22 protein-coding genes and 1 pseudogene are annotated in these 23,313 nt (G+C 60.6%); 18 read left to right on the top strand and 5 right to left on the bottom strand.

All coding sequences use genetic code 11. From position 1 onward, the window contains the following. Positions 1-52 precede the first annotated feature (52 nt). Genes ADU59_RS14985 through ADU59_RS14950 form a run of 8 tightly spaced genes read left to right on the top strand, consistent with a single transcriptional unit; the run spans position 53 to position 8,107 of the window. Positions 53-1,171, top strand: a complete 1,119-nt coding sequence (locus ADU59_RS14985; RefSeq protein WP_068954951.1) for an LLM class flavin-dependent oxidoreductase — start codon at positions 53-55, stop codon at positions 1,169-1,171. After that, the gene (locus ADU59_RS14980; protein ID WP_068954950.1) at positions 1,168-1,554 is read left to right on the top strand and encodes a RidA family protein; all 387 of its coding nucleotides are present in this window, start codon (positions 1,168-1,170) and stop codon (positions 1,552-1,554) included. Before ADU59_RS14985 ends, ADU59_RS14980 begins: the two co-directional genes overlap by 4 nt. A gap of 60 nt (positions 1,555-1,614) precedes the next feature. After that, complete coding sequence (locus ADU59_RS14975) at positions 1,615-2,607, top strand: BMP family protein (protein ID WP_202970074.1); 993 nt, start codon at positions 1,615-1,617, stop codon at positions 2,605-2,607. Next, complete coding sequence (locus ADU59_RS14970; protein ID WP_202970073.1) at positions 2,604-4,127, top strand: ABC transporter ATP-binding protein; 1,524 nt, start codon at positions 2,604-2,606, stop codon at positions 4,125-4,127. Before ADU59_RS14975 ends, ADU59_RS14970 begins: the two co-directional genes overlap by 4 nt. Then, positions 4,124-5,224, top strand: coding sequence for an ABC transporter permease (locus ADU59_RS14965; protein ID WP_068954948.1), 1,101 nt, complete (start codon positions 4,124-4,126; stop codon positions 5,222-5,224). The genes ADU59_RS14970 and ADU59_RS14965 overlap by 4 nt, the downstream gene beginning before the upstream one ends. Continuing rightward, positions 5,206-6,144 carry an ABC transporter permease gene (locus tag ADU59_RS14960; protein WP_068954947.1) on the top strand — a complete coding sequence of 313 codons (939 nt, stop codon included), beginning with the start codon at positions 5,206-5,208 and terminating at the stop codon, positions 6,142-6,144. The genes ADU59_RS14965 and ADU59_RS14960 overlap by 19 nt, the downstream gene beginning before the upstream one ends. 12 nt (positions 6,145-6,156) lie before the next feature. Then, positions 6,157-7,185 carry a helix-turn-helix domain-containing protein gene (locus ADU59_RS14955; protein ID WP_068954946.1) on the top strand — a complete coding sequence of 343 codons (1,029 nt, stop codon included), beginning with the start codon at positions 6,157-6,159 and terminating at the stop codon, positions 7,183-7,185. Positions 7,186-7,210: 25 nt separating this feature from the next. Beyond that, a complete protein-coding gene (locus ADU59_RS14950) occupies positions 7,211-8,107 on the top strand; it encodes a DMT family transporter (RefSeq protein ID WP_068954945.1) in 897 nt (298 codons plus the stop codon). 66 nt (positions 8,108-8,173) lie between these two features. On the opposite strand, the gene ADU59_RS14945 is transcribed toward ADU59_RS14950, so the two are convergent. Continuing rightward, entirely contained in the window at positions 8,174-8,572 is a 399-nt protein-coding gene (locus ADU59_RS14945) for a Rid family hydrolase (RefSeq protein WP_068954944.1), read from the bottom strand. 190 nt (positions 8,573-8,762) lie between these two features. Between ADU59_RS14945 and ADU59_RS14940 the strand changes: the two genes are divergently transcribed. Then, positions 8,763-9,767, top strand: coding sequence for an aldo/keto reductase (locus tag ADU59_RS14940; RefSeq protein ID WP_068954943.1), 1,005 nt, complete (start codon positions 8,763-8,765; stop codon positions 9,765-9,767). Between the two features lie 142 nt (positions 9,768-9,909). Here ADU59_RS14940 and ADU59_RS31460 read toward each other — a convergent pair. Next, positions 9,910-10,051: pseudogene (locus ADU59_RS31460) on the bottom strand (IS3 family transposase); the annotation flags it as partial. 87 nt (positions 10,052-10,138) lie between these two features. Between ADU59_RS31460 and ADU59_RS30645 the strand changes: the two are divergent. Further along, the gene (locus ADU59_RS30645) at positions 10,139-10,462 is read left to right on the top strand and encodes a hypothetical protein (RefSeq protein ID WP_068954942.1); all 324 of its coding nucleotides are present in this window, start codon (positions 10,139-10,141) and stop codon (positions 10,460-10,462) included. A gap of 19 nt (positions 10,463-10,481) precedes the next feature. Here ADU59_RS30645 and ADU59_RS14925 read toward each other — a convergent pair whose 3' ends face one another. Both ADU59_RS14925 and ADU59_RS14920 read right to left on the bottom strand, forming a co-directional pair. Then, positions 10,482-11,537 (bottom strand): 4-oxalomesaconate tautomerase, encoded by a 1,056-nt coding sequence (locus ADU59_RS14925; RefSeq protein WP_068954941.1) that lies wholly within the window; start codon positions 11,535-11,537, stop codon positions 10,482-10,484. Further along, entirely contained in the window at positions 11,530-12,201 is a 672-nt protein-coding gene (locus tag ADU59_RS14920; protein WP_068954940.1) for a 4-carboxy-4-hydroxy-2-oxoadipate aldolase/oxaloacetate decarboxylase, read from the bottom strand. The genes ADU59_RS14925 and ADU59_RS14920 overlap by 8 nt, the downstream gene beginning before the upstream one ends. A 111-nt stretch (positions 12,202-12,312) precedes the next feature. On the opposite strand from ADU59_RS14920, the gene ADU59_RS14915 reads away from it, so the two are divergent. The 8 genes from ADU59_RS14915 (at position 12,313) to ADU59_RS14880 (ending at position 22,558) form a co-directional block, all read left to right on the top strand. Continuing rightward, complete coding sequence (locus ADU59_RS14915) at positions 12,313-13,557, top strand: LysR family transcriptional regulator (RefSeq protein WP_244506438.1); 1,245 nt, start codon at positions 12,313-12,315, stop codon at positions 13,555-13,557. A 28-nt stretch (positions 13,558-13,585) separates the two neighbouring features. Beyond that, positions 13,586-14,476, top strand: a complete 891-nt coding sequence (locus ADU59_RS14910) for an NAD(P)-dependent oxidoreductase (protein ID WP_068954938.1) — start codon at positions 13,586-13,588, stop codon at positions 14,474-14,476. After that, on the top strand, positions 14,473-15,495 hold the full coding sequence (locus tag ADU59_RS14905) for an amidohydrolase family protein (RefSeq protein ID WP_068954937.1): 1,023 nt from the start codon (positions 14,473-14,475) through the stop codon (positions 15,493-15,495). Before ADU59_RS14910 ends, ADU59_RS14905 begins: the two co-directional genes overlap by 4 nt. After that, positions 15,495-16,382 (top strand): amidohydrolase family protein, encoded by an 888-nt coding sequence (locus tag ADU59_RS14900; protein ID WP_068955157.1) that lies wholly within the window; start codon positions 15,495-15,497, stop codon positions 16,380-16,382. The genes ADU59_RS14905 and ADU59_RS14900 overlap by 1 nt, the downstream gene beginning before the upstream one ends. 115 nt (positions 16,383-16,497) lie before the next feature. Beyond that, positions 16,498-17,520, top strand: a complete 1,023-nt coding sequence (locus tag ADU59_RS14895; protein WP_083198299.1) for a Bug family tripartite tricarboxylate transporter substrate binding protein — start codon at positions 16,498-16,500, stop codon at positions 17,518-17,520. A gap of 221 nt (positions 17,521-17,741) precedes the next feature. After that, entirely contained in the window at positions 17,742-19,364 is a 1,623-nt protein-coding gene (locus ADU59_RS14890; RefSeq protein WP_068954936.1) for a carboxylesterase/lipase family protein, read from the top strand. A 102-nt stretch (positions 19,365-19,466) separates the two neighbouring features. After that, positions 19,467-20,810 carry an alpha/beta hydrolase gene (locus ADU59_RS14885; RefSeq protein ID WP_068954935.1) on the top strand — a complete coding sequence of 448 codons (1,344 nt, stop codon included), beginning with the start codon at positions 19,467-19,469 and terminating at the stop codon, positions 20,808-20,810. A gap of 65 nt (positions 20,811-20,875) precedes the next feature. Continuing rightward, positions 20,876-22,558, top strand: coding sequence for a carboxylesterase/lipase family protein (locus ADU59_RS14880; RefSeq protein WP_068954934.1), 1,683 nt, complete (start codon positions 20,876-20,878; stop codon positions 22,556-22,558). A gap of 261 nt (positions 22,559-22,819) precedes the next feature. On the opposite strand, the gene ADU59_RS14875 is transcribed toward ADU59_RS14880, so the two are convergent. Continuing rightward, positions 22,820-23,313, bottom strand: a 494-nt coding sequence (locus ADU59_RS14875; RefSeq protein WP_139093176.1) for an aldehyde dehydrogenase family protein, incomplete at its 5' end; no start/stop codon positions are given.

The following is a 23,313-nucleotide window of genomic DNA, read 5'->3' as shown; positions in this document are numbered from 1 at the left end:
AGCGTCACCTCAATAGAGACACGCCAAGCTTGCCAGACTGAAGGGTACAGTGATGAGTGAAAATAGAAAATCCGTCGAACTGGGTGTCTTCCTGCCCGTCGGCAATGGCGGCTGGATCACATCGACAACAAGCCCGCAGCTTCCCGCGACCTATGAGTACAACAAGGAAGTGACGCTGCTGGCAGAAGAACTCGGCTTCGACTTTGCGCTCAGCATGGCCAAGTGGCGCGGTTACGGCGGGCCCAGCCAGCATTGGGACATCACGCTTGAGTCGCTGACAACGATGGCAGGCCTGGCCGAGGCGACAAGCCGTATCGGTGTCTGGGGCACCGTGCACACGATGATCTTTCACCCGGCCGTCGTTGCCAAGATGGTCGCGGTGCTCGACCAGATTTCCAACGGCCGCTTCGGCCTCAACCTGGTTGCCGGCTCCAATCCGGTCGATCAGGGGCAGATGGGGCTGTGGCGCGATCTGGACCATTCGGGCCGCTACGAACTGGCGGAGGAATGGATTACCGTCGCCAAGCGTCTGTGGAGCGAGGAGCGTGTCAACCACGAGGGCAAGCACTACAAGCTCGATGATTGCATGTCGAACCCGAAGCCCCGCAAGGCGCCACCGATCATCTGTGCCGGTGCCTCCGACAGCGGCTTCCGCTTCACCATCAAGAACTGCACAGGCAGTTTCCTGCTCGGCAGCAACCGCGACGATTTCGTGAAGACGGGGCTGCGCGCCAAGGAGCTCGCAGCCGAGGTCGGACGGACCGATTTCAAGACTTACGGCCTCTTCACGATCGTCCCGGGAGCGACCGACAGGCAAGCCCAGGAACGTGTCGATTACTACAATTCCGGCGTGGACGTCGAAGCACTGGACAATCAGACGCGCGAATATTCCTCCGACCCAAGCCTGAAGCAGAACACCATGGCGAAACGCTTCATCTCGCAAGGCCAGGAGCGTAATTCGATGTCTCCGGCGGCCCTGATCGGCTCGCCGGAGACCATCGCCGACAAGCTGGCCTATATCGTCAAGAATGCAGATCTCGACGGCGTGACTGTCATCGTTCCGGATTTCATCGACGACCTGAAAACGATCGGCATCAAGGTCGTGCAAGGTCTGCACGAAGCGGGCGTCACCACAACAGCCTATGCGCATCAGCACGGGCGATTGTCATGAAAACCATCAATCCAGCAGGCCTCAAGCAGCAGACCTACTACAACCACGTCAAGGTTCGTCCCGGAACGCCGATCTTTCCGACTGGTCAGGTCTCGTGGGATGAGAACGGCGACGTCATCGGCGAAGGCGATATCGATGCTCAGGTGGCACAGACCTACAAGAATATCGGCCTGCTCCTCACGGGGCTCGGCGCGACGCCTGATGATATCGTCAAGACGGTCACTTATGTGACCGACCCGGCATTCGCACCCGCCATCCATCGCGGCAGGCTTGCCTTTTTCGACGGTGTTGAGCTGCCGGCCAGCACGTTCATTCACGTGGCCGGGCTGGCCGATCCCAAACTTCTGCTCGAGATCGACCTCGTGGTCATGGTCCCGGCCTGATGAAATCCGGCATTCGTACCGGACAACAAGCCGTTCAATCCTAAAAACAAGGGGAATGACATGCGGAAAATGATTTTCTCACACCAGCGGCGAATGCTTCTGCGGCTTGCGGCGGCTGGCATGCTTGCCACTGTGGCGTTCACCCCCTCGATAACCTACGCGCAGGAAAAGGGCGAAGTCGCTGCTCTTTTCACCGGCGCCATAACCCAGGGCAACTGGGATCCGCCGGGTTATGCCGCCTTCGACAAGATGGCGAAGAAATATGGTTTCAAACCGTCTTTCATCGAACATGCGACTTATGAAAAAGCGCCGGCCCTCCTTCGCCAGCTCGCCTCCCGCGGCGTCAAGATGATCATATGCCACAGCTCCGGCTATTCGGCAGCAATCCAGGAAGTCGCCAAGGAGTTCCCCGATACGCAGTTCGTTCTCTATAGCTATGCCGCATCGACGGGAGATCTGAAGAACTACACCGCGTGGTCGGTGAACTGGGATGAATACGGTTATGTGCAGGGCGCGATCGCAGCGGCGGCCAGCAAGAGCAAGCATATCGCGATCATTTCCGGCGAAGAAATCCCGTCTGCCAAGCGCACCCACGAATATACGCTGCGCGGTGCAAAGGCGCTCGTTCCGGACATCCAGATGGATGCCGTTTTCACCGGCTCGTTTACGGACGTGGCCAAGGCCAAGGAAGTGGCGACAGGGGTGATCCTGCGGGGTGCGGATATTCTCCTGCCATCCTCAGATCTTGCCGATGCCGGCATCCAGCAGGCAGCCGATGAGGAAGGCGCTCACACCATTGGCGCCTACATGGATCAGAGCGCGAGCTATCCGAACGCCATCATCACCAGCACGGTGCTGAACTTCGACAAATCCTACGACGAGATGGGCGAGCTGATGACGGAAGGCAAGCTCGGCGGCACCATCTATCAGGAGACGCTGGCCAATAATGGCTGGACCCTGAGCAAGCCCTTCAAGCATGTCGATGCGAAAGTTGAAACCGCGGTTTTCGCCCTGATGGACAAGCTTGCCAAGGGAGAAATGAAGCCGGATTGAGCAAGACCATGCGCAGCCGCCCCTTTGTCGAACTGACCGCAGTGTCCAAGAGCTTCGTGCCGGGCCACCCGGTTCTCGAAGACATCACCCTTGCTTTCCGGCGGGGGGAAATTCACGCGGTGCTGGGAGAGAACGGGGCCGGAAAAAGCACCCTTCTCAACATTCTCTTCGGCATGCATCAGCCCGATATGGGCGGCATTCTGCTGGATGGTCGACAGGTCGTCCACCGGTCCCCGGCCGATGCGATTTCCAACCGCATCGGCATGGTCCACCAGCATTTCAAACTGGTGGCAAGTTTCACTGTTGCCGAAAACCTGCGCCTCGCAGCACCGGCCACCATTCGCAAGACGCTACGCAACGATGCCGACATCGCAAGGATAGCCGATGACTTCGGCTTGCCGGTGGATCCTTCCACCATCGTGTCCTCGCTGCCGCTGTCTCTGCAGCAACGGGTCGAAATTCTCAAGGCTCTTATCAACAGGGCGGAACTGATCCTGTTCGACGAGCCGACGACGATCCTCAATCCCGCCGAGATCGACGCCTTCTACGGGGTTCTGACGCAGATCGCCACTGAGGGCCGGGCCGTGGTCGTGGTTACCCATCATCTGGAGGAAGTTCTGGACCATGCCCAGCATGTCTCGGTCATCCGGCGCGGCAAGCTGATCAGCAGCGCACCCGTCGGCAACCGCAAGCGCAGCGATCTGGTTCGCGAGATCGTCGGCAAGGACATCGATCTGACGGCTCCGCTTGAACGCGAGGGTGGCGCCGAGGGCCCGATCGAGCTGCGCCTGGAGAATATCGATGTCGCGCCCACGCAATCCTCGTCCGGTCTGCGCGGCGCCTCACTGACACTGCGGTCCGGCGAAGTCGTCGGTGTGGCCGGCGTGGAAGGCAATGGCCAGCGCGAACTTTTCGAGGTTCTGGCTGGCCTCAGAAAACCCGACAGCGGCACCGTCGAAGCCCGGCATGCCCATAAGGATGGGCGCGCGTTTGCAGGACTGGTGCCGGAAGACCGCCATCACGAGGGCCTCGTCCTTGACCTGCCCGTGTCCATCAACCTGCTTCTCAACAAGATCGGCCAGACGCCCTATGCAAAGCGTGGACGATTGATCCATTCAAGGATCAATGCCGCCGCCGAGCATATGCGCACGCAGTCCGATGTGCGAACGCGCTCCATTCATGTCACGCCCCGTACCCTGTCGGGCGGCAACCAGCAAAAGATCGTTCTCGCCCGCGCGATGAACGAGGATGCACCGGTGGTGATCGTCTATCAGCCGACGCGCGGCCTCGATGTCGCAGCCAGCGAAGACGTTCTGAAGAAACTGCGGCTTGCAGCCAACGCCGGCAAGGCGGTGCTGATCATCTCCAGCAATCTCGACGAGATCATTCGCATCAGCGACCGCATCGTCGTTCTCTTTGCCGGGCGCACCGTTGGTGAAGTGACCAGTACAACCTCACGCGAAGACATCGGCGACCTGATGACCGGCGGCAGGCAAACCCGGACGGAACACCGCTCATGAACTCGATCTTCTCGCCCCGGGCATCCTCGGTGATTGCGCGAACCCGCCAATCGATCAGCGCCGTGACGGCAAACAATGCCTTTCTGGTGCTATCGGCATTCGCCTCCAGCATCGCGATCGGCCTGTTCATCCTGTCGTTCCTCGGGGTCGCTCCCCAGCTTGCCTTTGCCGTGATGTTCGATGGTGCATTCGGGTCGCAGAGGGCGATCGCCGATACGCTGGTGTTCATGACGCCAAGGCTTTTGACCGCGCTTGCGGCTCTCGTCGCGCTGCGTTGCGGCTTCTTCAATCTCGGGGCGGAGGGCCAGCTGCAATTGGGGGCGATCGGTGCGGTTCTACCGGCAACAATACTGCCGGCATCGCTTGGCTACATGCTGCTGCCGATATCCATTGTTTGCGGCTCATTGTTCGGCGCAGTCTGGGGCCTTATCCCGGCGGTTCTGAAGCTCTGGCGCGGTGCAGACGAGATCATCGTCACGCTGATGATGAATTTCATTGCCATCTATCTGGTGAAATATCTCGTGCAGGGTCCACTGCAACCGCCGGATTCGGACTTCAACATGTCCGCCAAGATCACAGACGGCGCGGCCCTGCCCATTCTGCTTTCCGGCACGCGGCTGCATGCCGGCGTCGTGCTGGCGGGTGTTGTTGCTCTTGCCGTTTGGTTCATGCTTTACCACACCACGTTCGGCGTCCGCCTGCGCGCGGCTGGGCTGAGCCCGCGCGCAGCCCGCCTGCAAGGCATGCCGCTATCGCAGCTCATCCTCAGCTCCATGATGATTTCCGGGGGCATTGCCGGGATCGGCGGCGCGGTGGAAGTGCTGGGCGTACAATATCGCCTGATCGATGGTTTCAGCTCCAATCTCGGCTTTGATGGCCTTGCCATCGCGTTGCTCGGCAGCCTCGAACCACTCGGCTCCGTCATCGTTGCGATCTATTTCGGGGCGATCAACAGCGGCACGCTTGCGCTCCAGAGTGCGCTCAGCATCCCGGCCGCATTGGCCCAGATCATGGCGAGCCTGCCGATCATCTTTCTCGCCTGCATCCATGGCTACAGATTCCTGAAAGGACGCCCGCTATGGTCTTCGACGCGGTAACCTTCGGCCTTTTTCTCGCGTCCGCCATAAGGCTTGCGGCTCCGATCCTCCTTGCCTCACTGGGCGAACTTGTTTCCGAGCGCACAGGCGTACTCAATATCGGCCTGGAAGGCCTCATGCTGTTTGCCGCCTTCGGCGCTGTGCTCGGACTGCAACTGACCGGCGTGCCCTATGCCGGCGTACTGATGGGGGGCCTCTGGGGTATCGGGGCAGCAGCGGTGCTTGCCATCACGGTTGCCGTGCTGCGCGCCGACCAGATCGTCGTCGGTATCGGCTTCAATATTCTGGCGCTTGGCCTGACATCGCTCCTGCGCGAACTTTCGCTTGATCCCGCCTATCTGGTGCCGTCATTGCGTGCCGTATCGATGCTGCGGCTGCCCTATCTGTCCGATATTCCGGTCGTCGGGCGGGCGCTGTTCTCGCAAAGCCCTATCCTCTACGCCGGCGTCGTCATCGCCGTCATGCTGTGGGCGGTGATCCGCTACACACGGCTCGGCCTTGTTATCCGCTCTGTCGGCGAAGGGGCCGGGGCTGCCGATGCAGCGGGGATTTCGGTCACCGCCGTGCGTTTCTCAGCCATCCTGTTTACCGGCCTTCTGGCCGGGATCGCAGGCGCCTATCTGACACTTGTCGCGTCAGGCGGGATCTTCGTCGATAACATCACCGGCGGCCGTGGCTATCTGGCCGTCGCCGTTGTCATCTTCGGCCGATGGAACCCGATCCTTGTCATGCTGGCATCCGTGCTGTTCGGCTGCGCCGATGCCCTGCAATATCAGGGCCAGGCGATCGGCCTTTCCATCTCCCCGCCTTTGCTTCTGATGTCGCCCTTTCTTCTGGCACTGATCGCCTGGGTTCTGCTGGGCAAAAGCAATGCCGGGCCGAGCGAGATCGGCATTCCTTTCCTGCGCGGCCAGAAATGAGATGATCGACCGATGCTGAACATCACAACATTCTCTGCGCAGACACTGCCGGAAAACCAGCGCGTGAGCGCCTGGTCTTCCTTTCTCTCCCCACTTGGATGCACGGTGGTCGCCGACACATCGGCCGGCAGTTTCGCTGCACGGCTGAGTGCAGCCGTCACGCCCTGGCGCTTTACACTCGTCAGCCTCGATATCTCGGCACAACGGCTGATCTTCGACAATCGTGCTCTGTCGAACGGGCTCTGGTTGCTGCAGGTTGCAGACGGCAACGGCACCCTGAAAACGGAACGGGGCATGCTTGCCTTCCAGAAAGGCGATTTGCTCTACGGCAAGACCGCCCGCGAAATGGTGCTGACGTCGCTGTCCCATGTTCGCCTGAACTGGGTCTCTTTCCCGCGAAGCGGCTCCGGCGCACGGCTCGCATCCGTGCCGACCTCGCTTGTCGCCAGCCCGCTCGTCACCGAACATGGATCGACGGAATTCCTCGCCGATCTCTTGCGGAGTGCGTCCGACAAGATCCTGAAAATCACCAGCGACGAAATCCGTCCGCTGGAAACAGCAATGACCGAGTTTCTGTTTGCAGCCGTTTTCACGGCCAGCGCCGCGCGCAACGTCATTCACGGCTCGACGGCGAAGAACGCCATCGTTCTGCGGGCCACGCAGTTGCTCGAGGCTCAACTGTCGGACCCCGAGCTATCGCCATCGGGCGCGGCCCTGCAGCTCGGCATATCCGTTCGATACCTGCAGAAGCTGTTCGAGGAAACTGGTGAAAACGTCAATCACTACATCCGCCGCCGCAGGCTGGAACGATCCTACGAGGAATTGATGGATCCACTCTATTTCCCACAATCCATCTCCGAAATCAGCTTCCGCTGGGGCTTCAACGATTCCGCCTATTTCAGCCGCTCTTTCAAGGATCTGTTTGGCCTGTCGCCGTCGCAGCACCGTGAAAGCTGGCGCTGGCACGAAACGGGATGCGATAAGACGCAAGGCGCGAAACGGTCGCCACGCATCGTCAACCTGAATGCACGCAGTGCCTGACATCTCGAAGAGTGCCACGGCTCGCATGGAACATGATGCACCGGCCGCGCAGGCCACTGCCGATATGGCCTCACAGGAGACACGGCATGGCATTCTCATCATGCTGGCTGGCGTGATGTGCATTGCGCTTATCGATCCGGCGGCGAAATATGCCGCACGGGACCTGCCCGTTCTGCAGGTGGTATGGGGGCGTTATGCCTTTGCGGTGGTGACCGCGATCGTGCTGTTTCGCCCCTCCGCCAATCCGGCGAACTGGGGCCTTGTCCGTCTTCCCCTCCAGTTGCTTCGCGCAGCGTTGCTGCTCAGCGCCACAGCCTTCAACTTCCTTGCGCTTCGCAGCCTCGGGCTGGTAGAAAACCAGGCCATCGTCATGCTCGGCCCGGTGGTCATCACCGCTTTTTCGATCCTGCTCTTCCGCGAGAGAACGAACCTGCCGATCATGGCGGGATTGCTGGCCGGGCTGATCGGCGCCCTCGTCGTCATCCGCCCAGGCGGCGATGTGTTCAAGACGGGATCGATGTTCGCCATCGGACACGTCCTCAGCTATGCCTTCTATGTGCTTTTGTCGAAACGGCTCCTTGAAACGGATACGGCTCTCAGCCTCAACATGATGGCCGTCTTCCTACCGTCAGCCGTGCTTTCCGTCGCCGTCGTCCCCGTATGGGTCTGGCCGAAAGACCTTGCCAGCTGGTTTTCCCTCGCCTCCGTAGGGTTCGTCGGCGGTCTGGGGCATTTTCTTCTGGTGCTCGCGCACCGTCATGCGCCGGCAAGCACGCTCGCGCCCCTCACCTATACCCAGCTGTGCTGGGCGCTGGCGGCGGGGCTCCTCATCTTTCAGGAGATCCCCGCTCTCTCGACGACCATAGGTGCCCTGATGATCGTCGCGTCCGGCGCGATCATCCTCTTTTGCAACAGGCGGTGATCCCAAAGAGAAAACGTGCGGCCACGGGCGACCACACGTTCGCTCAGGGGCATGCCGGCGAAAACGTCAGGAAATGACGGCCGTCGTAGCGATCTCGACGAGGAATTCCGGCTTCACCATATCCAGTTTGACGCAGAAACGGGCGGGCAGGATATCCGGAAAATACTGCACGTAGATCGCGTTCATCCTGTTGTAATCGGCAAGATCCCGCAGGAATATCTGGTTGAAGGTCACGTCGGCCATGGTGCCGCCGCCGGCTTCAATCACGTCCTTGATGCTGTCGAGAACCCGGCGGGTCTGCACCTCAATGTCGCCCACACCAACAATACTGCCGTCATAGGGGTCGGTTGACAGCATTCCGGCAACGAAGATCTGATTGCCGGCCTTGATACCCCAGTTCAGATGCCGGGTCCCGTTTGGTGTCTTGCCTTCGACCCAGCCTTTCGGGTGAATGGGAATGTTCATAGCCTTACCTCGTGTTTGGATTTCGCCGCCTGGATCCTCGACCCTGCTGCAGACGACACTAGGCGCACGAAGCCGTGCCCGCATGGACATATGCGCACGACTTCTTGACTGGCTCCGATCCGATGTTTGTCGGCGCTCCCTCAGCTGCTAGACCGCCTGCATGTGATAGGTCGAAGAATACGAGGCAACGATGAAATACAATTACCTGGGAAAAAGCGGCGTGCGGATTTCCGAACTCTGCCTTGGAGGCATGATGTTCGGCGGCGCGACCGATGAGGCAACCTCCGGCCGCATTATTGACTCGGCGCGGGATGCCGGCATCAATTTCATCGATACCGCAGACATGTACAATGGCGGCGAATCCGAGCGCGTCATCGGACGCGCTGTCACCAGGGATCGCGACCACTGGGTTCTCGCCACCAAGGTCGGAAACCCGATGGGCACCGGGCCGAACGAAAAGGGCATGTCCCGCAAGTGGATCCTGCAGGCGGTGGATGCCAGCCTCAAGCGCCTGGGCACCGACCACATCGACCTGCTTTATATTCACAAGGCAGACTTTGCAGCGCCGCTGTCCGAGATGGTTTTGGCCTTTGCCGACCTCATCCATGCCGGAAAGATAACCTACTTCGGCGTGTCGAACTTCAAGGCATGGCGCATGGCGGAGACGGTTGCCCTATCCGCGCAGGCCGGCATCCAGGGACCGGTCGCCACGCAGCCGCTCTATAATCTCGTCAACCGCGAAGCCGAGGTGGAGCATCTGCCGGCAGCAAACCATTTCGGACTCGGCGCCGTCACCTACAGCCCGCTTGCGCGCGGCATCCTCACCGGAAAATACAAGCCGAACGCGGCTCCGGATGCCGAAACGCGCGCCGGGCGCGGCGACGTGCGGATGATGGAAGCCGAATGGCGGCCGGAATCACTTCTGGTTGCCGAAAAACTGGCAAAATACGCGGCGGACAAGGGCGCAAAATCGGCGCATATCGCCCAGCAATGGGTCATGCGCAACTCGCTGGTCTCCTCCACCATCGTCGGGCCGCGTACCTTCGAGCAGTGGCAGGACTATCTCGACGCTCTCGAATATCCCTATGACAAAAAGGACGAGGACTTCATCGACCTTCTCGTCTCGCCGGGCAAAACCTCCACGCTGGCTCCGTCCGACCCGCACCATCCCGTCGAAGGCCGCCGACTATCCTGATGTCAGGAAGAGACAGCGCGATGACAACCATCTTCACGCAGGTGCCGGAAAAGTGCCACTCGCAATACACCCTGGGGCGGTCGCTTCCCCTGGGTGATCGCTTCCACTATCGAACACTTGGCGGCGATGGCAAATAGAAGTGGTTGGCGCAGACGTCGAATGGCTGGAAAAAATTCTACCAACGTTTGCTCGCCCATGATCGCGGCAAGCACCATTTTCGCTTTGAAAGCCGGGGTATGGTTCCGGTACGATCGTCCCGTCATGCTCTCTCCTGTTTCCGGCATTTAAGCCAAAGTCAGGCAGAAATTCTATTTGTCCCAGCTGTTCAAATTGACCGAGCCACCTCTGTAAGCAGCTGACAAACATGTGGCATGAGCCGTCTCCGCATACGGACCCGGGAGCTGGATAGTGACCGCGTCCTCGCCCGGACGCCACAGATCGACCAAGACCAGTCCGAATATCAGCGCCAAGATTATGATCACCTCGAAATAGATGATCTATTTCAGCGCGACACGCCCAGCGCTCTTGATGTCGGTGATGCCGCGCAGCATCCCTGCGAGTACCGGGAACCACAACTGGCCAAGGAGACCAAGACGCGCGCGGGCTTCTGGATCTCGCCCGGATATGTCATCGTTTTCCTCACTCCCAAATCCCTCATGTTTCCTTCCCTCGCAAAAAACGCCATGTTTTCATGACGACGTGCGACCTGCCCAATCAGCCAAACAACATGCCGTCGAACAGCTTGCGGGCCGTGCGCAGCATGGCCGCCCCTGCGATTGCCCCCTTTTCGTCCATGTCAATCACGCAGCCGGTGCTGCCGGTCGGATGCTCGACCTCGATCGTTTTGGATTGTCCCTCCGGGATCACGGCGAGCGCCTGCGTGGGCGAGCCGTCGACAAGGCAGGCCGTGGCCACGCTGACCGCGCCAAGCACGCCGATGGACGCATGGCACCGATGTGGAATGAAGGAGCGGACACTGATCGCTCCGCCGTTCCTCGGGGCGGCGACCAGCATCATCTTGGGCACGGATTGTTCGGCGACGTCGCCCAGGCTCATCAACGGTCCGGCCTTGAGACGGATCGCCTCGATCCGCGCCCTCAGCTCTGCATTGGCATCGAGCGCCGCCCGATCCTCATAGCCGGTGATCCCGACATCGCTGGCCCGCAAGATCACGCAGGGCATACCGTTGTCGATCAGTATCGTCTCCACGCCTTCGATCAAATCCATCGGGTTGCCGGTGGGAAGCAGAGCACCACAGCTCGACCCGGCGATATCAGCAAAGGCGAGCGGGATCGGAGCTGCCGTTCCCGGAACACCGTCGATCCGCGTGTCGCCCTCATAGGTAACCTCACCGCCCGGCGTCGGTACCGTCGCGGTGGCCATCTTGCCGGTATTGACCATAAAGATCGCGACCGGAGTCTCGCCGTTCTTCGCCGCGACCAGCCCGCGCTCGATCGCGAACGGGCCGACGCCGGCCAACATGTTGCCGCAGTTCTGCGCGTCGCTGACGATTGCCTGATCGACGAAGACCTGCAGGAACAGATAATCGACATCGGCCCCCTCCCGTGCGGACCGGGAGACCACCGCGACCTTGGAAGCCAGCGGATCGCCGCCGCCCATGCCATCGATCTGACGAAGATCGGGCGAACCGAAGGCACGCAACAGGAAGGCATCCCGCTCGGCGGCGTCAGCCGGTAAATCGCCGGCGAGGAAGAAACCGCCCTTGGACGTCCCTCCACGCATCCACATGGCGCGCACGGCATTAGACATAGCGCAGCCCCTTGGCAGCCAGCCGCTCGCGCATGGCATAGATATCGAGGCCGAGTTCGCCCTTCGCCAGCCGCTCGCGCTTCTCAGTTTCCTTGGCTTCGCGCGCCTGCGCCTGTTCGAGGATGCCAGCGGCATCCGCGCGGCGAACGACGCAGACGCCGTCGTCGTCGGCAACGATGACATCGCCGGCCTGGACCAGCTCGCCGGCGCAGACAATCGGAACATTGACAGAGCCGAGCGTCTCCTTGACGGTTCCCTGCGCGGAGATCGCCTTCGACCAGACCGGGAAGCCCATGGCGGTGAGATCGCGCACATCGCGCACGCCGGCATCGATGATCAGGCCGCAGCACCCTCGTGCCATTGCCGAGGTGGCGAGCAGATCGCCGAAATAGCCGTCCTCGCAGCGTGAGGTCGGGGCAACCACCAGGATGTCGCCATCTTTCAATTGTTCAATGGCAACATGCATCATCCAATTGTCCCCCGGCGGTACGGAAACGGTGACTGCGGACCCGGCGATGCGGGCACCGGCATAGATCGGCCGCAGCCGGCTGCCCAGCAGTCCAATGCGCCCTTGCGCCTCGTGGACGGTGGCGACCCCGGCACCTGCCAGGCCGCCGATGACGGCCGCATCGGCGCGTTCGATTTGGATGACGACTTCGGGCATGCTCGATCCTCATTCTGCTCTTGGCTGCGCGTTAAGGGAGGGAATACTGGTCGGCAAAGCAAACTGGATTTGTGCACGGCCCATAAGCTATGCTGAAGTGTAGAGATGAATATGGACCGAGAACTCAACCTTCGGCATCTCGAAGCCGTTGCCGTCGCCGGGCGACTGGGAAGCATCAGCAGAGCTTCGCAGACAATGAATCTGTCGCAGCCCGCGCTGACCCAGGCCGTCGCCAAAATCGAGGCGCAGCTTGGCCACCTGCTGTTCGATCGCCAGCCGAGCGGTGTTACCGCCACCGAGGCGGGAGGGTTGATCATGGCCCGGATCGAGCGCGCACTCGCCTATGTGGCACGCGGCGGGCAAAGCGTGCGACGTGGCGCACGCTTGCCGCCCCTACCCCATATCGAACGACGCATCACCTTTGGACAGTTGCGCGCGCTGATCGCGGTCGACCAGGCGGGGAGCTTCGCGCTGGCGTCGAAGCGAACCGGACTGTCGGAACCCGCGTTGCATCGGGCGAGCCGCGATCTCGAGCAGTTGCTGGGCGTACCGCTTCTCGTCCGCCAGGGGCGTACCGTTCAGCCGACGGCATCGGCAGCCGTGTTGCTGCGGTTCGCCCGGCTGGCGCAATCGGAACTGGAGGCCGGGTACGACGAATTGGAGGCACTGCGGTCGGAAGGCGCCGGACGTGTCACCGTCGGCACCATGCCGCTGGCGCGTGCCATCCTGTTGCCGCAGGCGTTGGCCCGCTTCGCACGGGCATATCCGATGGCGTCGGTAAACGTCATCGAGGGACCATATGTGGAATTGCTCGCCAGTCTGCGTGAAGGCGAGATGGATCTGCTGATCGGGGCGATGCGGGACCCGCCGCCGGTCAAGGATATCGCCCAGGAGCCGCTGTTCATCGATGACCCGGTAATTGTCGGTCGTGCGGGCCATCCCTTGCTGGCGGAGCCGGAGTTCGCCTTCCCGCGATTATTGGATTTTCCGTGGGTCATTGCCGCGTCTGGCGCTCCGGTGCGCCATCGCTGGGAAGAGATGTTCACGGATCATGGGCTTGAGCCGCCACGGTTGCGGATCGAATGCGGTTCGGTTCTCGTGGTCCGCGGGCTGATGCTGGAGGACGATTGGCTGACGCTGATGTCGCGCGACCAGTTCCTGTTCGAGAGACGTGCTGGCCTGCTCGACGAGATCGCCGGCACAGGGCCGTCATTGCGCCGCCAGATCGGCTTCACTGTGCGCAATGACTGGCGTCCGACGCAACTTCAGACGGCGTTCTTGGATACTTTCCGCGCCGTGTGCATGGAGTGGACCTCAGGAAAAGCAATGGAGCGTCAACCGTTCCGATATGCCTGATCGGCTTGTTGTCCACTAGAACGGCGGCATGAGCAAACATCAGACGATCGCATTCATCGGTTTCGGTGAGGCCGCACAGGCCTTCTGCGAAGGTTGGGGCGGCACGCCAGCTTTTGGTGTGCGCGCTTACGACATCAAGACGGATGAAGAACCATCTGCCGCTGGCAAACGTGATGACTACCGCCGCTTCGGCGTGGTGGGCTGCGGCGCGACCGGCGACGCAATCGGAGGCGCGGACATAGTCATCAGCGTTGTGACCGCCGATCAGGCGCTTAACGCGGCAAGTGACGCGGCCGCGTGGATTTCGCCCGGCACGTTCTTCTTCGATTGCAACAGTGTCGCACCGTCCACCAAACAAGCTGCGGCGAAGGTGATCTCGGCAGCCGGAGGCCGATATATCGATGTCGCGGTCATGGCACCCGTGCGCCCTGCGCTGCTCGCCGTCCCCTTGTTGCTGTCCGGTCCGTTTGCAGAGGAGGGCGAGAGGCTGCTTAAAGCTCTTGGCTTCCATGGGCAGGTCATTGATGGCGGGGTGGGCGCAGCAAGCGCAATCAAGATGATCCGCTCAATCATGATCAAGGGGCTGGAGGCCTTGACGGCCGAATGCCTGCTTTCGGCACGCGCCGCAGGCGTGGAGGAAGAGGTTCTCGCCTCGCTGGACGCCAGCTTTCCCGGTTGGGGCTGGCGTGGCCGGGCCGACTATAATCTCGACCGCATGCTCGTTCATGGGCTTCGCCGCGCAGCCGAAATGCGCGAGTCGGCGCAAACCGCGGCGTATTTCGGCCAGGCGGGTACGATGGCAAGCGCCACCGCGGGCTGGCAGCAACATCTGGGCGCCCTGCATCTTTCCCCTCTGCCCGATGGCTTCGCCGCCAAGGCCGACGCCATCCTCGCTGCCACAGGAATCTCGAAGTCATGATCATCGATTGCCACGGCCACTATACCACCGCCCCAGTTCCCCATGGCGAATGGCGGGCGCAGCAGGAGGCTGCCATCAAATCGGGCGGCGACATCAATCCTGCCTATCCGGACATTTCCGATGACGAGATCCGCGAGACGATCGAGGCGAACCAGCTGCGCCTGCTGCGTGAGCGCGGCGCCGACATGACCATCTTCTCGCCCCGCGCTTCGGCGATGGCACCGCATATCGGCGGTGAAGCGGTGGCGAAGGTCTGGGCGCGCCGCTCCAACGATCTGATCAAGCGCGTGGTCGATCTCTACCCCGAAACCTTTGCCGGTGTCTGCCAGCTGCCGCAGACGCCGGGCATCTCTATTGCCAACTCGATCGACGAGCTGGAGCGCTGCGTGACCGAACTCGGGTTCATCGGCTGCAATCTCAATCCCGACCCCTCCGGCGGTAAATTCGATTCGCCGCCGCTGACCGACCGCGCCTGGTATCCCTTCTTCGAGAAGATGGTGGAACTCGACGTCCCGGCGATGATCCACGTCTCCGGCAGCTGCAATCACGCGATGCATGCGACCGGCGCCTATTACATCGCCGCCGACACCATCGCCTTCATGCAGTTCATCGAAGGCGACCTGTTCCGCGATTTTCCGACACTGCGTTTCATCATCCCGCATGGCGGCGGAGCGGTGCCTTATCACTGGGGGCGCTACCGCGGCCTCTCCGACATGCTGAAGCGCCCGCCGCTGGTCGAGCATGTGATGAAAAATGTCTATTTCGATACCTGCGTCTATCATCAGCCGGGCATCGACCTTTTGTTCGAGGTGATCGACGTGGAGAATATCCTGTTTGGATCGGAGATGGTCGGTGCCGTGCGCGGGATCGATCCGCAGACGGGCCATTATTTCGACGATACCAAGCGCTATGTTGACGCATTGAATATCCCGGACGAAGACAAGCGAAAAGTGTTCGAGCTCAATGCACGACGCGTCTATCCCCGCCTTGATGCGCAGCTCAAGGCAAGGGGGCTATGATGGCCAATTTCCGGATGGATCCCGACTGGCTCCGCTACGATCCCGCCCCCAGCAAGCCGACCTATGTACCGCCTCCGGGCGCCGTGGATGCCCATTGCCACGTCTTCGGCCCTGGCGATGTCTTTCCCTATGCGCCCGAGCGGAAATACACGCCGTGTGATGCCGGCAAGGCGCAATTGTTTGCGCTGCGCGACTTTCTCGGCTTCGAACGCAATGTCATCGTCCAGGCGACCTGCCATGGCGCCGACAACCGGGCACTGGTCGATGCGCTGCGAGCGGGCGGCGACCGCGCCCGCGGTATCGCCACCGTGCGCGATACCGTAACGGACGAGGAACTCGCAGACCTGCATGACGCCGGCGTGCGTGGCGTCCGCTTCAACTTCGTGCGCCGCCTCGTCGATCCCAAGCCTGACGCCTATTACCGCACGATCATCGACCGCATCGCGCCGCTCGGCTGGCAGGTGGTGATCTATTTCGAAGCGGCCGATCTTGAAGAGCGATGGGACTTTTTCACCTCGCTGCCGACGACCGTCGTCATCGATCATATGGGCCGCCCCGACGTCTCCAAACCGGTAGACGGGCCGGAGTTCGGCAGATTTATCCGGCTTATGGCCGAGCACGACAATATCGTCAGCAAGGTGAGCTGCCCGGAACGGCTGTCGCTATCGGGTCCGCCAAACTACGGCGATGTCGTCCCCTTCGCACGCATGCTGGTCGAGCGCTTCCCTGACCGGGTTCTATGGGGCACAGACTGGCCGCATCCCAACATGAAGAACCACATGCCCGACGACGGTGCGCTGGTGAACATTATCCCATGCATCGCCCCAACCGAAGAGCTCCGGCAAAAGCTGCTGGTGGACAATCCGATGCGGCTCTACTGGCGATAGTCAGGCGGACGACGCATCTCAAGCGCGCGGCGAGCATCGTTTCAATCGCGGAGAGCATTCATGCCTGTATTGCGCGCTTGCTTGCATGACCGACGGCTATCAGGAGGAGGAGACTATGATCATGAGCATACGGCACCAACGGAATACGCCATCGCGGCGGATAGTGAGATTGATGAAATCGCTGGTTCCGGCATGCATTCTGACGCTCACGATGGCCGGGGTGGCACCGGCGCAGGAGGACGACTATCCGACACGCGAGATCAGCCTCGTCATTCCCTTCGGTCCCGGCGGTATCGCCGACATTACCGCCCGCATCGTCGGCGATGCGCTTGGCAAGAAGCTGGGGAAACAGATCGTCATCATGAACCAGCCGGGCGCCGGCGGATCGGTTGCCGCTCGGGTTGCGCTGAATGGTGAACCGGACGGATATACGCTTGCTCTGCTTTCAAACGGCACCGCAATCAGCGTCCCGCTGTTCAAGAGCCTGCAGTTCGACCCCGTCGCCGATTTCGTGCCGGTATCCAGCCTTGCCTACTTCGACTTCGTGTTCGTCACCAAGATGGACGGTAAATTCAAATCCCTCAAGGACGTTCTCGAAGCGGCCCGTGCCAATCCGGGCGCACTCAACATCGGGACGATCAACGTCGGGAGCAGTCAGAACCTTGCGGCCGAACTCTTCAAGTCGACGGCCGGGATCGATTTTACCATCGTCCCCTACAAGGGCACGCCGGATCTTCAAGTTGCCCTTCTCGGTGGAGAACTTGACATGATTGTCGACAGCCAGACCGCGCTGAAGGCGGCCCTCCAGCAGAACCAGGCGGTTGCGATCGCATCATCCGGCCCGAGCCGCTCGATCCTCCTGCCGGATGTGGCAACGGCCGAGGAGGAGGGTGTGAAGGGATTCGATGTTACGTCCTGGAACGGCATTTTCGCTCCCGCCGGCACGCCGCAGGCCGTGGTGGACAAACTCAACACGACGCTCGTCGAGGTGCTTGCCGATCCTGACGTGAAGAAGCGGTTTGCCGAACTGGGCGTCGAAGCCCGTTCCAGCACACCACAGGAGATCGGCGATCGTCTGAAAGCGGATATCGAGAAGTGGTCGAAGGTCATCGAAAATGCGGGCATTGTGCGGCAATAGGCCGGAACACGGCTGCGCCGATGTCTGACAGAACCGCCAGCGCTGAAAGCAGCATCCGGCCATACGCGCCGACGTTCCGGTACGCGTTCTTCGGCATGTACGTCTGTCTGACCGTCGGTCATTCGTTCGAGGGAAGTCATATGCAGGCAAGCGCGGAATGAACGGGCGACGACGTCGGCCGCAGATCAAAAGACTCGAATTCAATGACGGAGGAGAAGTTGATGAGAAGAACGTCCCTACTGAACCGGGCCGGAGGCCTGGCCCTGCTGTTCATGCCGCTAATGGCCAGCGCGCCAGCTTTGGCCGGCGAGTTCGTCGCGTCCCAGAGCATGACAGCCGTTGAGACAACGAAAGGCAGCCTTGTCGGCGGGCTGGATGACGGCATCTATCGCTATCTTGGCGTGCCCTACGCAAAGGCCGACCGCTTCATGCCCGCCGAGGAGATCGATCCTTGGAAGGGTGTTCGGTCGGCTGTGACTTACGGTGAAAATTGCTTCATTCCGCAGATGAAGGCCGTCGCGGGGGATGAACTCTTCAATCCTCATCGCTATCTGCCGATGAGCGAGGCCTGCCAGTTCCTGAACATTTGGACCCCGGCCATCAAGGACGGGAAGAAGCGGCCCATCATGGTCTGGATTCACGGCGGAGGCTTTACCAATGGATCCGGCATCGAGCTCACGTCCTATGACGGTCACAACCTCAGCAAGGAAGGTGACGTCGTCGTTGTCACACTCAACCACCGCCTCAATGTCCTCGGCTTCCTCGATCTCTCGGCATATGGCGAGAAGTACAAGCAGTCGGGCAATGCCAGCGTGACCGATCTCGTGGCCGCGCTGAAGTGGGTACACGACAATGCCGCGTCATTCGGCGGCGATGCCGGCAACGTCACGATCTTCGGCCAGTCCGGCGGGGGCTATAAGGTACGGGCGCTGATGGGAACGCCGGCAGCGAAGGGCCTGTTCCAGAAGGCGATCGTTCAAAGCGGCTCACGAGCCGACTCCGTCACCGACCGGGAATCGTCGCGCAAGGTCGCGGACCTGACACTCAAAAACCTCGGACTGAACACAGACGAGGCCGATAAGCTGTCAGAGGTCAACTACTACGACCTTCTTGCCGCAGCCGACAAGGCGATCAAGGACGCAACGGTGCAAGGGGCGAAGGACGCACGCTACGCTCCGGTTCAGGATGGCGCATACATCCCCGAGAACCCGGTTGGGACACGCTGGGTCGACCAGGCCAGCGATATCCCCCTGATGGTCGGCAACACGCTCAACGAGTTCGAAACGGTGATCAACCACAAGACATCGGAGCTTCTCGCAGACAACAGAAGCACGTGGGACGCAGCCAAGACCAAGGCCAAGCTGGAAGAACGCTTCGGCGACAAGGCCGACGCCGTCGGCAAGGCATTCGCCACAGCCTATCCGGAGAAGAACGCGGCCGACGCCTACTTCATCGATCTTCGTTTCCGCCCTGGCGCCATCCGCGACCTGGACTTGAAGGCAAAGCAGAATGGAGCGCCGGTCTACTCCTACATGTTCACCTACGAGTCGCCGGTGCTGGATGGGATTGCCATGGCATGGCATTGCGCGGAATTGCCCTATGTCTTCGCCAATGCCGCCCTGGTCAAGACCTCGACCGGCGCAGGTAGCGACGCCCTCGCGCTTTCAAAGAAAATGAGCCAGGCCTGGGTCAACTTCGCTCGAAATGGAAAGCCCAGCGCGGAAGGGCTGCCGGATTGGCCTGCCTATACGACTGACGAGCCGTCGACGATGGTGTTCGACAAGGTCTCTCGCGTCGCCGTCGATCTCGACCGCAAGCTGCTGCAGGCGGCCGGAGCTCTTTAAATCTGGTCTGATTGCCGGGCATCCAACGCGCCCGGCAATCATCCCGCACGCCGGTCCAGAGTACAGCATGCGGCGTCTAGCTGTGAGCTTTCAGGAGGAAAAATGAAGACCATTGCCTTATTGATAACCCTCGCCGCGTTTCCAGCCGTCGCGCTGGCGCAACAGGATGAGACGTCGGCCGCTGCCGAACAGGCTGCATACGAATCCCATTATGTGCGCCTGAGCAAGGACACGGAGGGTCTCCTGCTCCAGCCGAAGGCGCCCAACCCCAATGCGCACGTCGCCTTCGTCTTCTCCCATCCCAATCGTGACAACTTCAAGGAGCTTCCGGGACCGGCCGTTGCCAGCCACGGCTATACGGTGATGCTGGTGAACTACCGCGGCGATCGCGACAACCCCGACGCGCCGCCAGAAGATTTCCTACCCAGCATCTCGGAGGGGATCGCCTACCTGAGGACGATGCAAGGGATCGACAAGGTCGTTCTCCTCGCACACAGCGGCGGAACCCACATGGGAACGCTCTACGAGAATGTCGCCGAGCATGGACCATCGGCATGCCAGGGCTCGGAGAAGATCGCTCCTTGCGACGGAAAGAGCATCGGCAATCTCGAAAAGCCGGATGCGCTGATATTGCTTGATCCGACGCTCGGTGCCGCGCATCAGATGAGTGCCGTCGATCCGGCGGCCGGAGGCAAAGAGCGGGACGCCGGCCTCGACATGTTCGCCGGAGAAAACGGCTACGATATCGAGGGAAAGAAGGCGATCTATACCCCGGAGTTTGCAAAGAAGTTCTACGCGGGTCAGGCCAAGCGCAATAATGAAATCGTCGATGCCGCCCTGGCTAGGCTTAAGATGATCGAGGCGGGCAAGGGCGAGTTTTCGAACGACGAACCTTTCGTTGTGAAGGGCGTCGGCATCCGGGCTCTTGGCGCTCGGCTCTATCAACCGGATCTTTCCTTTGCCGCGCACACAAAGCAGCCATACATGCTTTTGCGGGCCGACGGAACACGGCCAGTCGAAATCATCAAGTCGGTACGTCCTCCCGCTGGTGGCAAGCAGGTCCTATCGATGCTCAACGAGCTTGGGGCAATGAACTATTCGACGACCGTTCGTGGCTTCCTTGCCAACTCCGCAATCCGGGCGACCGCCGATTATGCCTTCACGACCGACGACATTATCGGGATAGACTGGGCCTCGTCCTACACATCGACGCCCGCGAATGCCGAGGGCGTGACCGTTCCATCCCTCGTCCTGACGATGAGTTGCCACTATCTCGTCGTGCCCGGCGAAGTGATCTTTGACCACCTCGCCTCAAAGGACAAAACCTATGCATCCGTGGAGGGTGCAACGCATCTCTTTCAGCCTTGCCGGCCTGAATACGGCGATACGAAGAAACGCGTGTTCGACTTCGTCGACGAATGGGTATCGAAGCCCGACCGCTTGTAGCGCAAGCGGGACCGCAACTTGAATGACTTCACGAGAATCCCAACAATCTTAGGAGGAGATCACCCATGAGGAAACCGATATTGAAATTGACGATGCTTGCCGCCGTGGCAAGCCTCGTGACGATTGGGATGTCTTTCGGACCGGCGTGGGCGGCATCCGCAATCGGTATTGTCGAGACAGAAGGTGGAAAAATCAGCGGCGTGGAGACGGACGTCAGCGGCGTGGAAGTCTTCAAGGGTATCCCTTTCGCAGGCCCCACCGATGGCGACAACCGCTTCAAGCCACCACAGCCTGTCGTCAAATGGGAAGGCGTGAAAAAGGCGGATACCTGGGGCGACCAGGCGCTTCAGGATGTTCACACGAACCCGACCGGCGCCTTCTGGGGCGACGAGTTTTATTTCGACCCCGATTTCCTGCCCAAAGCCAGTGAAAACGGCCTGAACCTGAATGTCTGGACACCCGCAAAAAGCCCGAAGGCCAGACTACCGGTATATGTCTGGATTCATGGTGGCGCAAACCATCACGGCTACGCTTCCGAAATGGAATTCTATGCATCGAAGCTGGCAGCCAAAGGCATCGTCGTCGTATCGGTCCAGTACCGACTTGGTGCCCTCGGCTGGCTCGCATTGCCGGAACTCTCGGCCGAGAGCTCGCACAATGTCTCCGGCAACTACGCCATGCTCGACCTGATCAAAGCACTTCAGTGGGTGCATGGAAATATTGCCGGCTTCGGCGGCGACCCCGGCAGTGTTACCATCGGAGGGCAATCGGCCGGCGCGCGCAATTCTTCCATGCTGTTGCGTTCTCCCTTGGCGAAAGGACTCTTCCACCGGGCCGTGATCGAAAGCGGCCAGACCGGTTTCTTCTCCTCTCCAATGCAGCCGCTTGCCGAACGTGAGCAATCCAACAAAAAGGCAATCGAACAGGTCTTCGGCAAGCCGATGAGCCTGGCGGATCTGCGTGCGATCCCGACCGACGATTTCATTTCCAAGAAGGCAGCCGATGGAAAGACGCAGCTTTACGAGGCACTCCATCAGGCAGCAAACGTCCCGGCCCAGCATGCAATCGATGGATATGTCTTCACTGACGAGTCGGTCAATCTTCTCCGTCCGGGGGCACTGAATGGTATCGACATCATGTTTGGCGGCACGTCAGACGAGTACACGTCACTGACGGGCGGCCCGGAGAAGACACTTTCGGACACCGATTTCGCACAGGCCATGTCGAAGATCGGCTATGACGATGCATGGAAGACGGTCTATCGCCCTTCGGATCCTCAGGATGCCTATCGCAAGTCGCTGCGCGCCAAGGCAGACTACAATCTTCAGGGCTATCTCCTCTCAGCCGAGATCGCCAAGCGCCGCAACAAGAACTCCAACATCTATACCTTCTACTTCAACCACGCTCTTCCGGGCCGCAATTCTGAGTTCTACGGCTCATTTCACTCTTCCGATCTGTGGTACTTCATGAATTCTCTACGTGAAAAGCCAGGTCAGCGGTTTTGGACGGGTGCCGACTATCGCATGGCGGAAACGATGTCGTCGTATCTGGCAAATTTCGTCAAGACAGGTAATCCCAATGGCGCAAGGCTTCCCGAGTGGCCGCAGGCGACGCACGGTGCGTTCATGCGGTTCCATGACGGCTACGCGCTAGCTGTGAAGCACACGCCCTATCCGGAGCGAGACAAGCTCAATCGCGATACGGTCATCGCTAACCAGAAGATTTCCGAAAGCGATCTCGGGAAATAGCACGAGGTGTTTGATCCCGGAGTTTGATGGTGTGATCTGTTCTGTCGAATGGAAAGAAGCACTATGGGATACATCGGCGATGCTCATGCTCCCCTTTATCGAAGATGTGCGGCCGCGGCCTCGCGGCTCGTCGATGTCCGTCACCTGAGCATTGCGGCATCGGCGTCATAGAACCGCTCGTCCTGTCCCATCCTGGACTTGACCTCCAGCCTGTCGACCGCCATGCAGAAACCGAGGATATGCTGCACCACAGATCTCACCTTATGCCAGCGTGTAGGCGGTCTTCACGACGGTGAAGAATTCGGCCGCATACTTGCCCTGCTCGCGCGAGCCGAAGCTGGAGGCCTTGCGGCCGCCGAACGGCACGTGGAAATCGACACCGGCGGTCGGCAGGTTGACCATCACCATGCCGGCTTCCGAATTGCGCTTGAAATGCGTCGCATGCTTCAGGCTCGTCGTGGCGATACCGGCCGACAGGCCGAACGGCGTGTCGTTGGCAACGCTGAGCGCTTCCTCATAATCCTTGACCCGGATGACGGAGGCGACAGGCCCGAAGATTTCCTCGCGCGAGATGCGCATCTGGTTGGTCGCTTCGGTAAACAGCGTCGGCTGCAGGTAGAAGCCCGGATTGTCGCGCTTGATCGTTTCGCCGCCGAAGGCGAGCTTGGCGCCCTCCTGCTTGCCGATGGCGATATAGTCGGTGTCGGTGGCAAGCTGGCGCTCATCGACCACCGGTCCAATGTGCGTACCAGCCT

This window comes from Pararhizobium polonicum (assembly GCF_001687365.1).
GTDB classification, from domain to species: domain Bacteria; phylum Pseudomonadota; class Alphaproteobacteria; order Rhizobiales; family Rhizobiaceae; genus Pararhizobium; species Pararhizobium polonicum.
The sequence above is the reverse complement of the archived record's forward strand: the minus strand, read 5'-3'. Positions and strand labels throughout refer to the sequence as shown.

What these genes read in the sequence shown, in the direction of transcription:
- ADU59_RS14985 (WP_068954951.1), top strand. Translation starts at nt 53, where the DNA reads ATGAGTGAAAATAGAAAATCCGTCGAACTGGGTGTCTTCCTGCCCGTC.
- ADU59_RS14980 (WP_068954950.1), top strand. Translation starts at nt 1,168, where the DNA reads ATGAAAACCATCAATCCAGCAGGCCTCAAGCAGCAGACCTACTACAAC.
- ADU59_RS14975 (WP_202970074.1), top strand. Translation starts at nt 1,615, where the DNA reads ATGCGGAAAATGATTTTCTCACACCAGCGGCGAATGCTTCTGCGGCTT.
- ADU59_RS14965 (WP_068954948.1), top strand. Translation starts at nt 4,124, where the DNA reads ATGAACTCGATCTTCTCGCCCCGGGCATCCTCGGTGATTGCGCGAACC.
- ADU59_RS14960 (WP_068954947.1), top strand. Translation starts at nt 5,206, where the DNA reads ATGGTCTTCGACGCGGTAACCTTCGGCCTTTTTCTCGCGTCCGCCATA.
- ADU59_RS14955 (WP_068954946.1), top strand. Translation starts at nt 6,157, where the DNA reads ATGCTGAACATCACAACATTCTCTGCGCAGACACTGCCGGAAAACCAG.
- ADU59_RS14950 (WP_068954945.1), top strand. Translation starts at nt 7,211, where the DNA reads ATGGAACATGATGCACCGGCCGCGCAGGCCACTGCCGATATGGCCTCA.
- ADU59_RS14945 (WP_068954944.1), bottom strand. Translation starts at nt 8,572, where the DNA reads ATGAACATTCCCATTCACCCGAAAGGCTGGGTCGAAGGCAAGACACCA.
- ADU59_RS14940 (WP_068954943.1), top strand. Translation starts at nt 8,763, where the DNA reads ATGAAATACAATTACCTGGGAAAAAGCGGCGTGCGGATTTCCGAACTC.
- ADU59_RS30645 (WP_068954942.1), top strand. Translation starts at nt 10,139, where the DNA reads ATGAGCCGTCTCCGCATACGGACCCGGGAGCTGGATAGTGACCGCGTC.
- ADU59_RS14925 (WP_068954941.1), bottom strand. Translation starts at nt 11,537, where the DNA reads ATGTCTAATGCCGTGCGCGCCATGTGGATGCGTGGAGGGACGTCCAAG.
- ADU59_RS14920 (WP_068954940.1), bottom strand. Translation starts at nt 12,201, where the DNA reads ATGCCCGAAGTCGTCATCCAAATCGAACGCGCCGATGCGGCCGTCATC.
- ADU59_RS14915 (WP_244506438.1), top strand. Translation starts at nt 12,313, where the DNA reads ATGGACCGAGAACTCAACCTTCGGCATCTCGAAGCCGTTGCCGTCGCC.
- ADU59_RS14910 (WP_068954938.1), top strand. Translation starts at nt 13,586, where the DNA reads ATGAGCAAACATCAGACGATCGCATTCATCGGTTTCGGTGAGGCCGCA.
- ADU59_RS14905 (WP_068954937.1), top strand. Translation starts at nt 14,473, where the DNA reads ATGATCATCGATTGCCACGGCCACTATACCACCGCCCCAGTTCCCCAT.
- ADU59_RS14900 (WP_068955157.1), top strand. Translation starts at nt 15,495, where the DNA reads ATGGCCAATTTCCGGATGGATCCCGACTGGCTCCGCTACGATCCCGCC.
- ADU59_RS14895 (WP_083198299.1), top strand. Translation starts at nt 16,498, where the DNA reads ATGATCATGAGCATACGGCACCAACGGAATACGCCATCGCGGCGGATA.
- ADU59_RS14890 (WP_068954936.1), top strand. Translation starts at nt 17,742, where the DNA reads ATGAGAAGAACGTCCCTACTGAACCGGGCCGGAGGCCTGGCCCTGCTG.
- ADU59_RS14885 (WP_068954935.1), top strand. Translation starts at nt 19,467, where the DNA reads ATGAAGACCATTGCCTTATTGATAACCCTCGCCGCGTTTCCAGCCGTC.
- ADU59_RS14880 (WP_068954934.1), top strand. Translation starts at nt 20,876, where the DNA reads ATGAGGAAACCGATATTGAAATTGACGATGCTTGCCGCCGTGGCAAGC.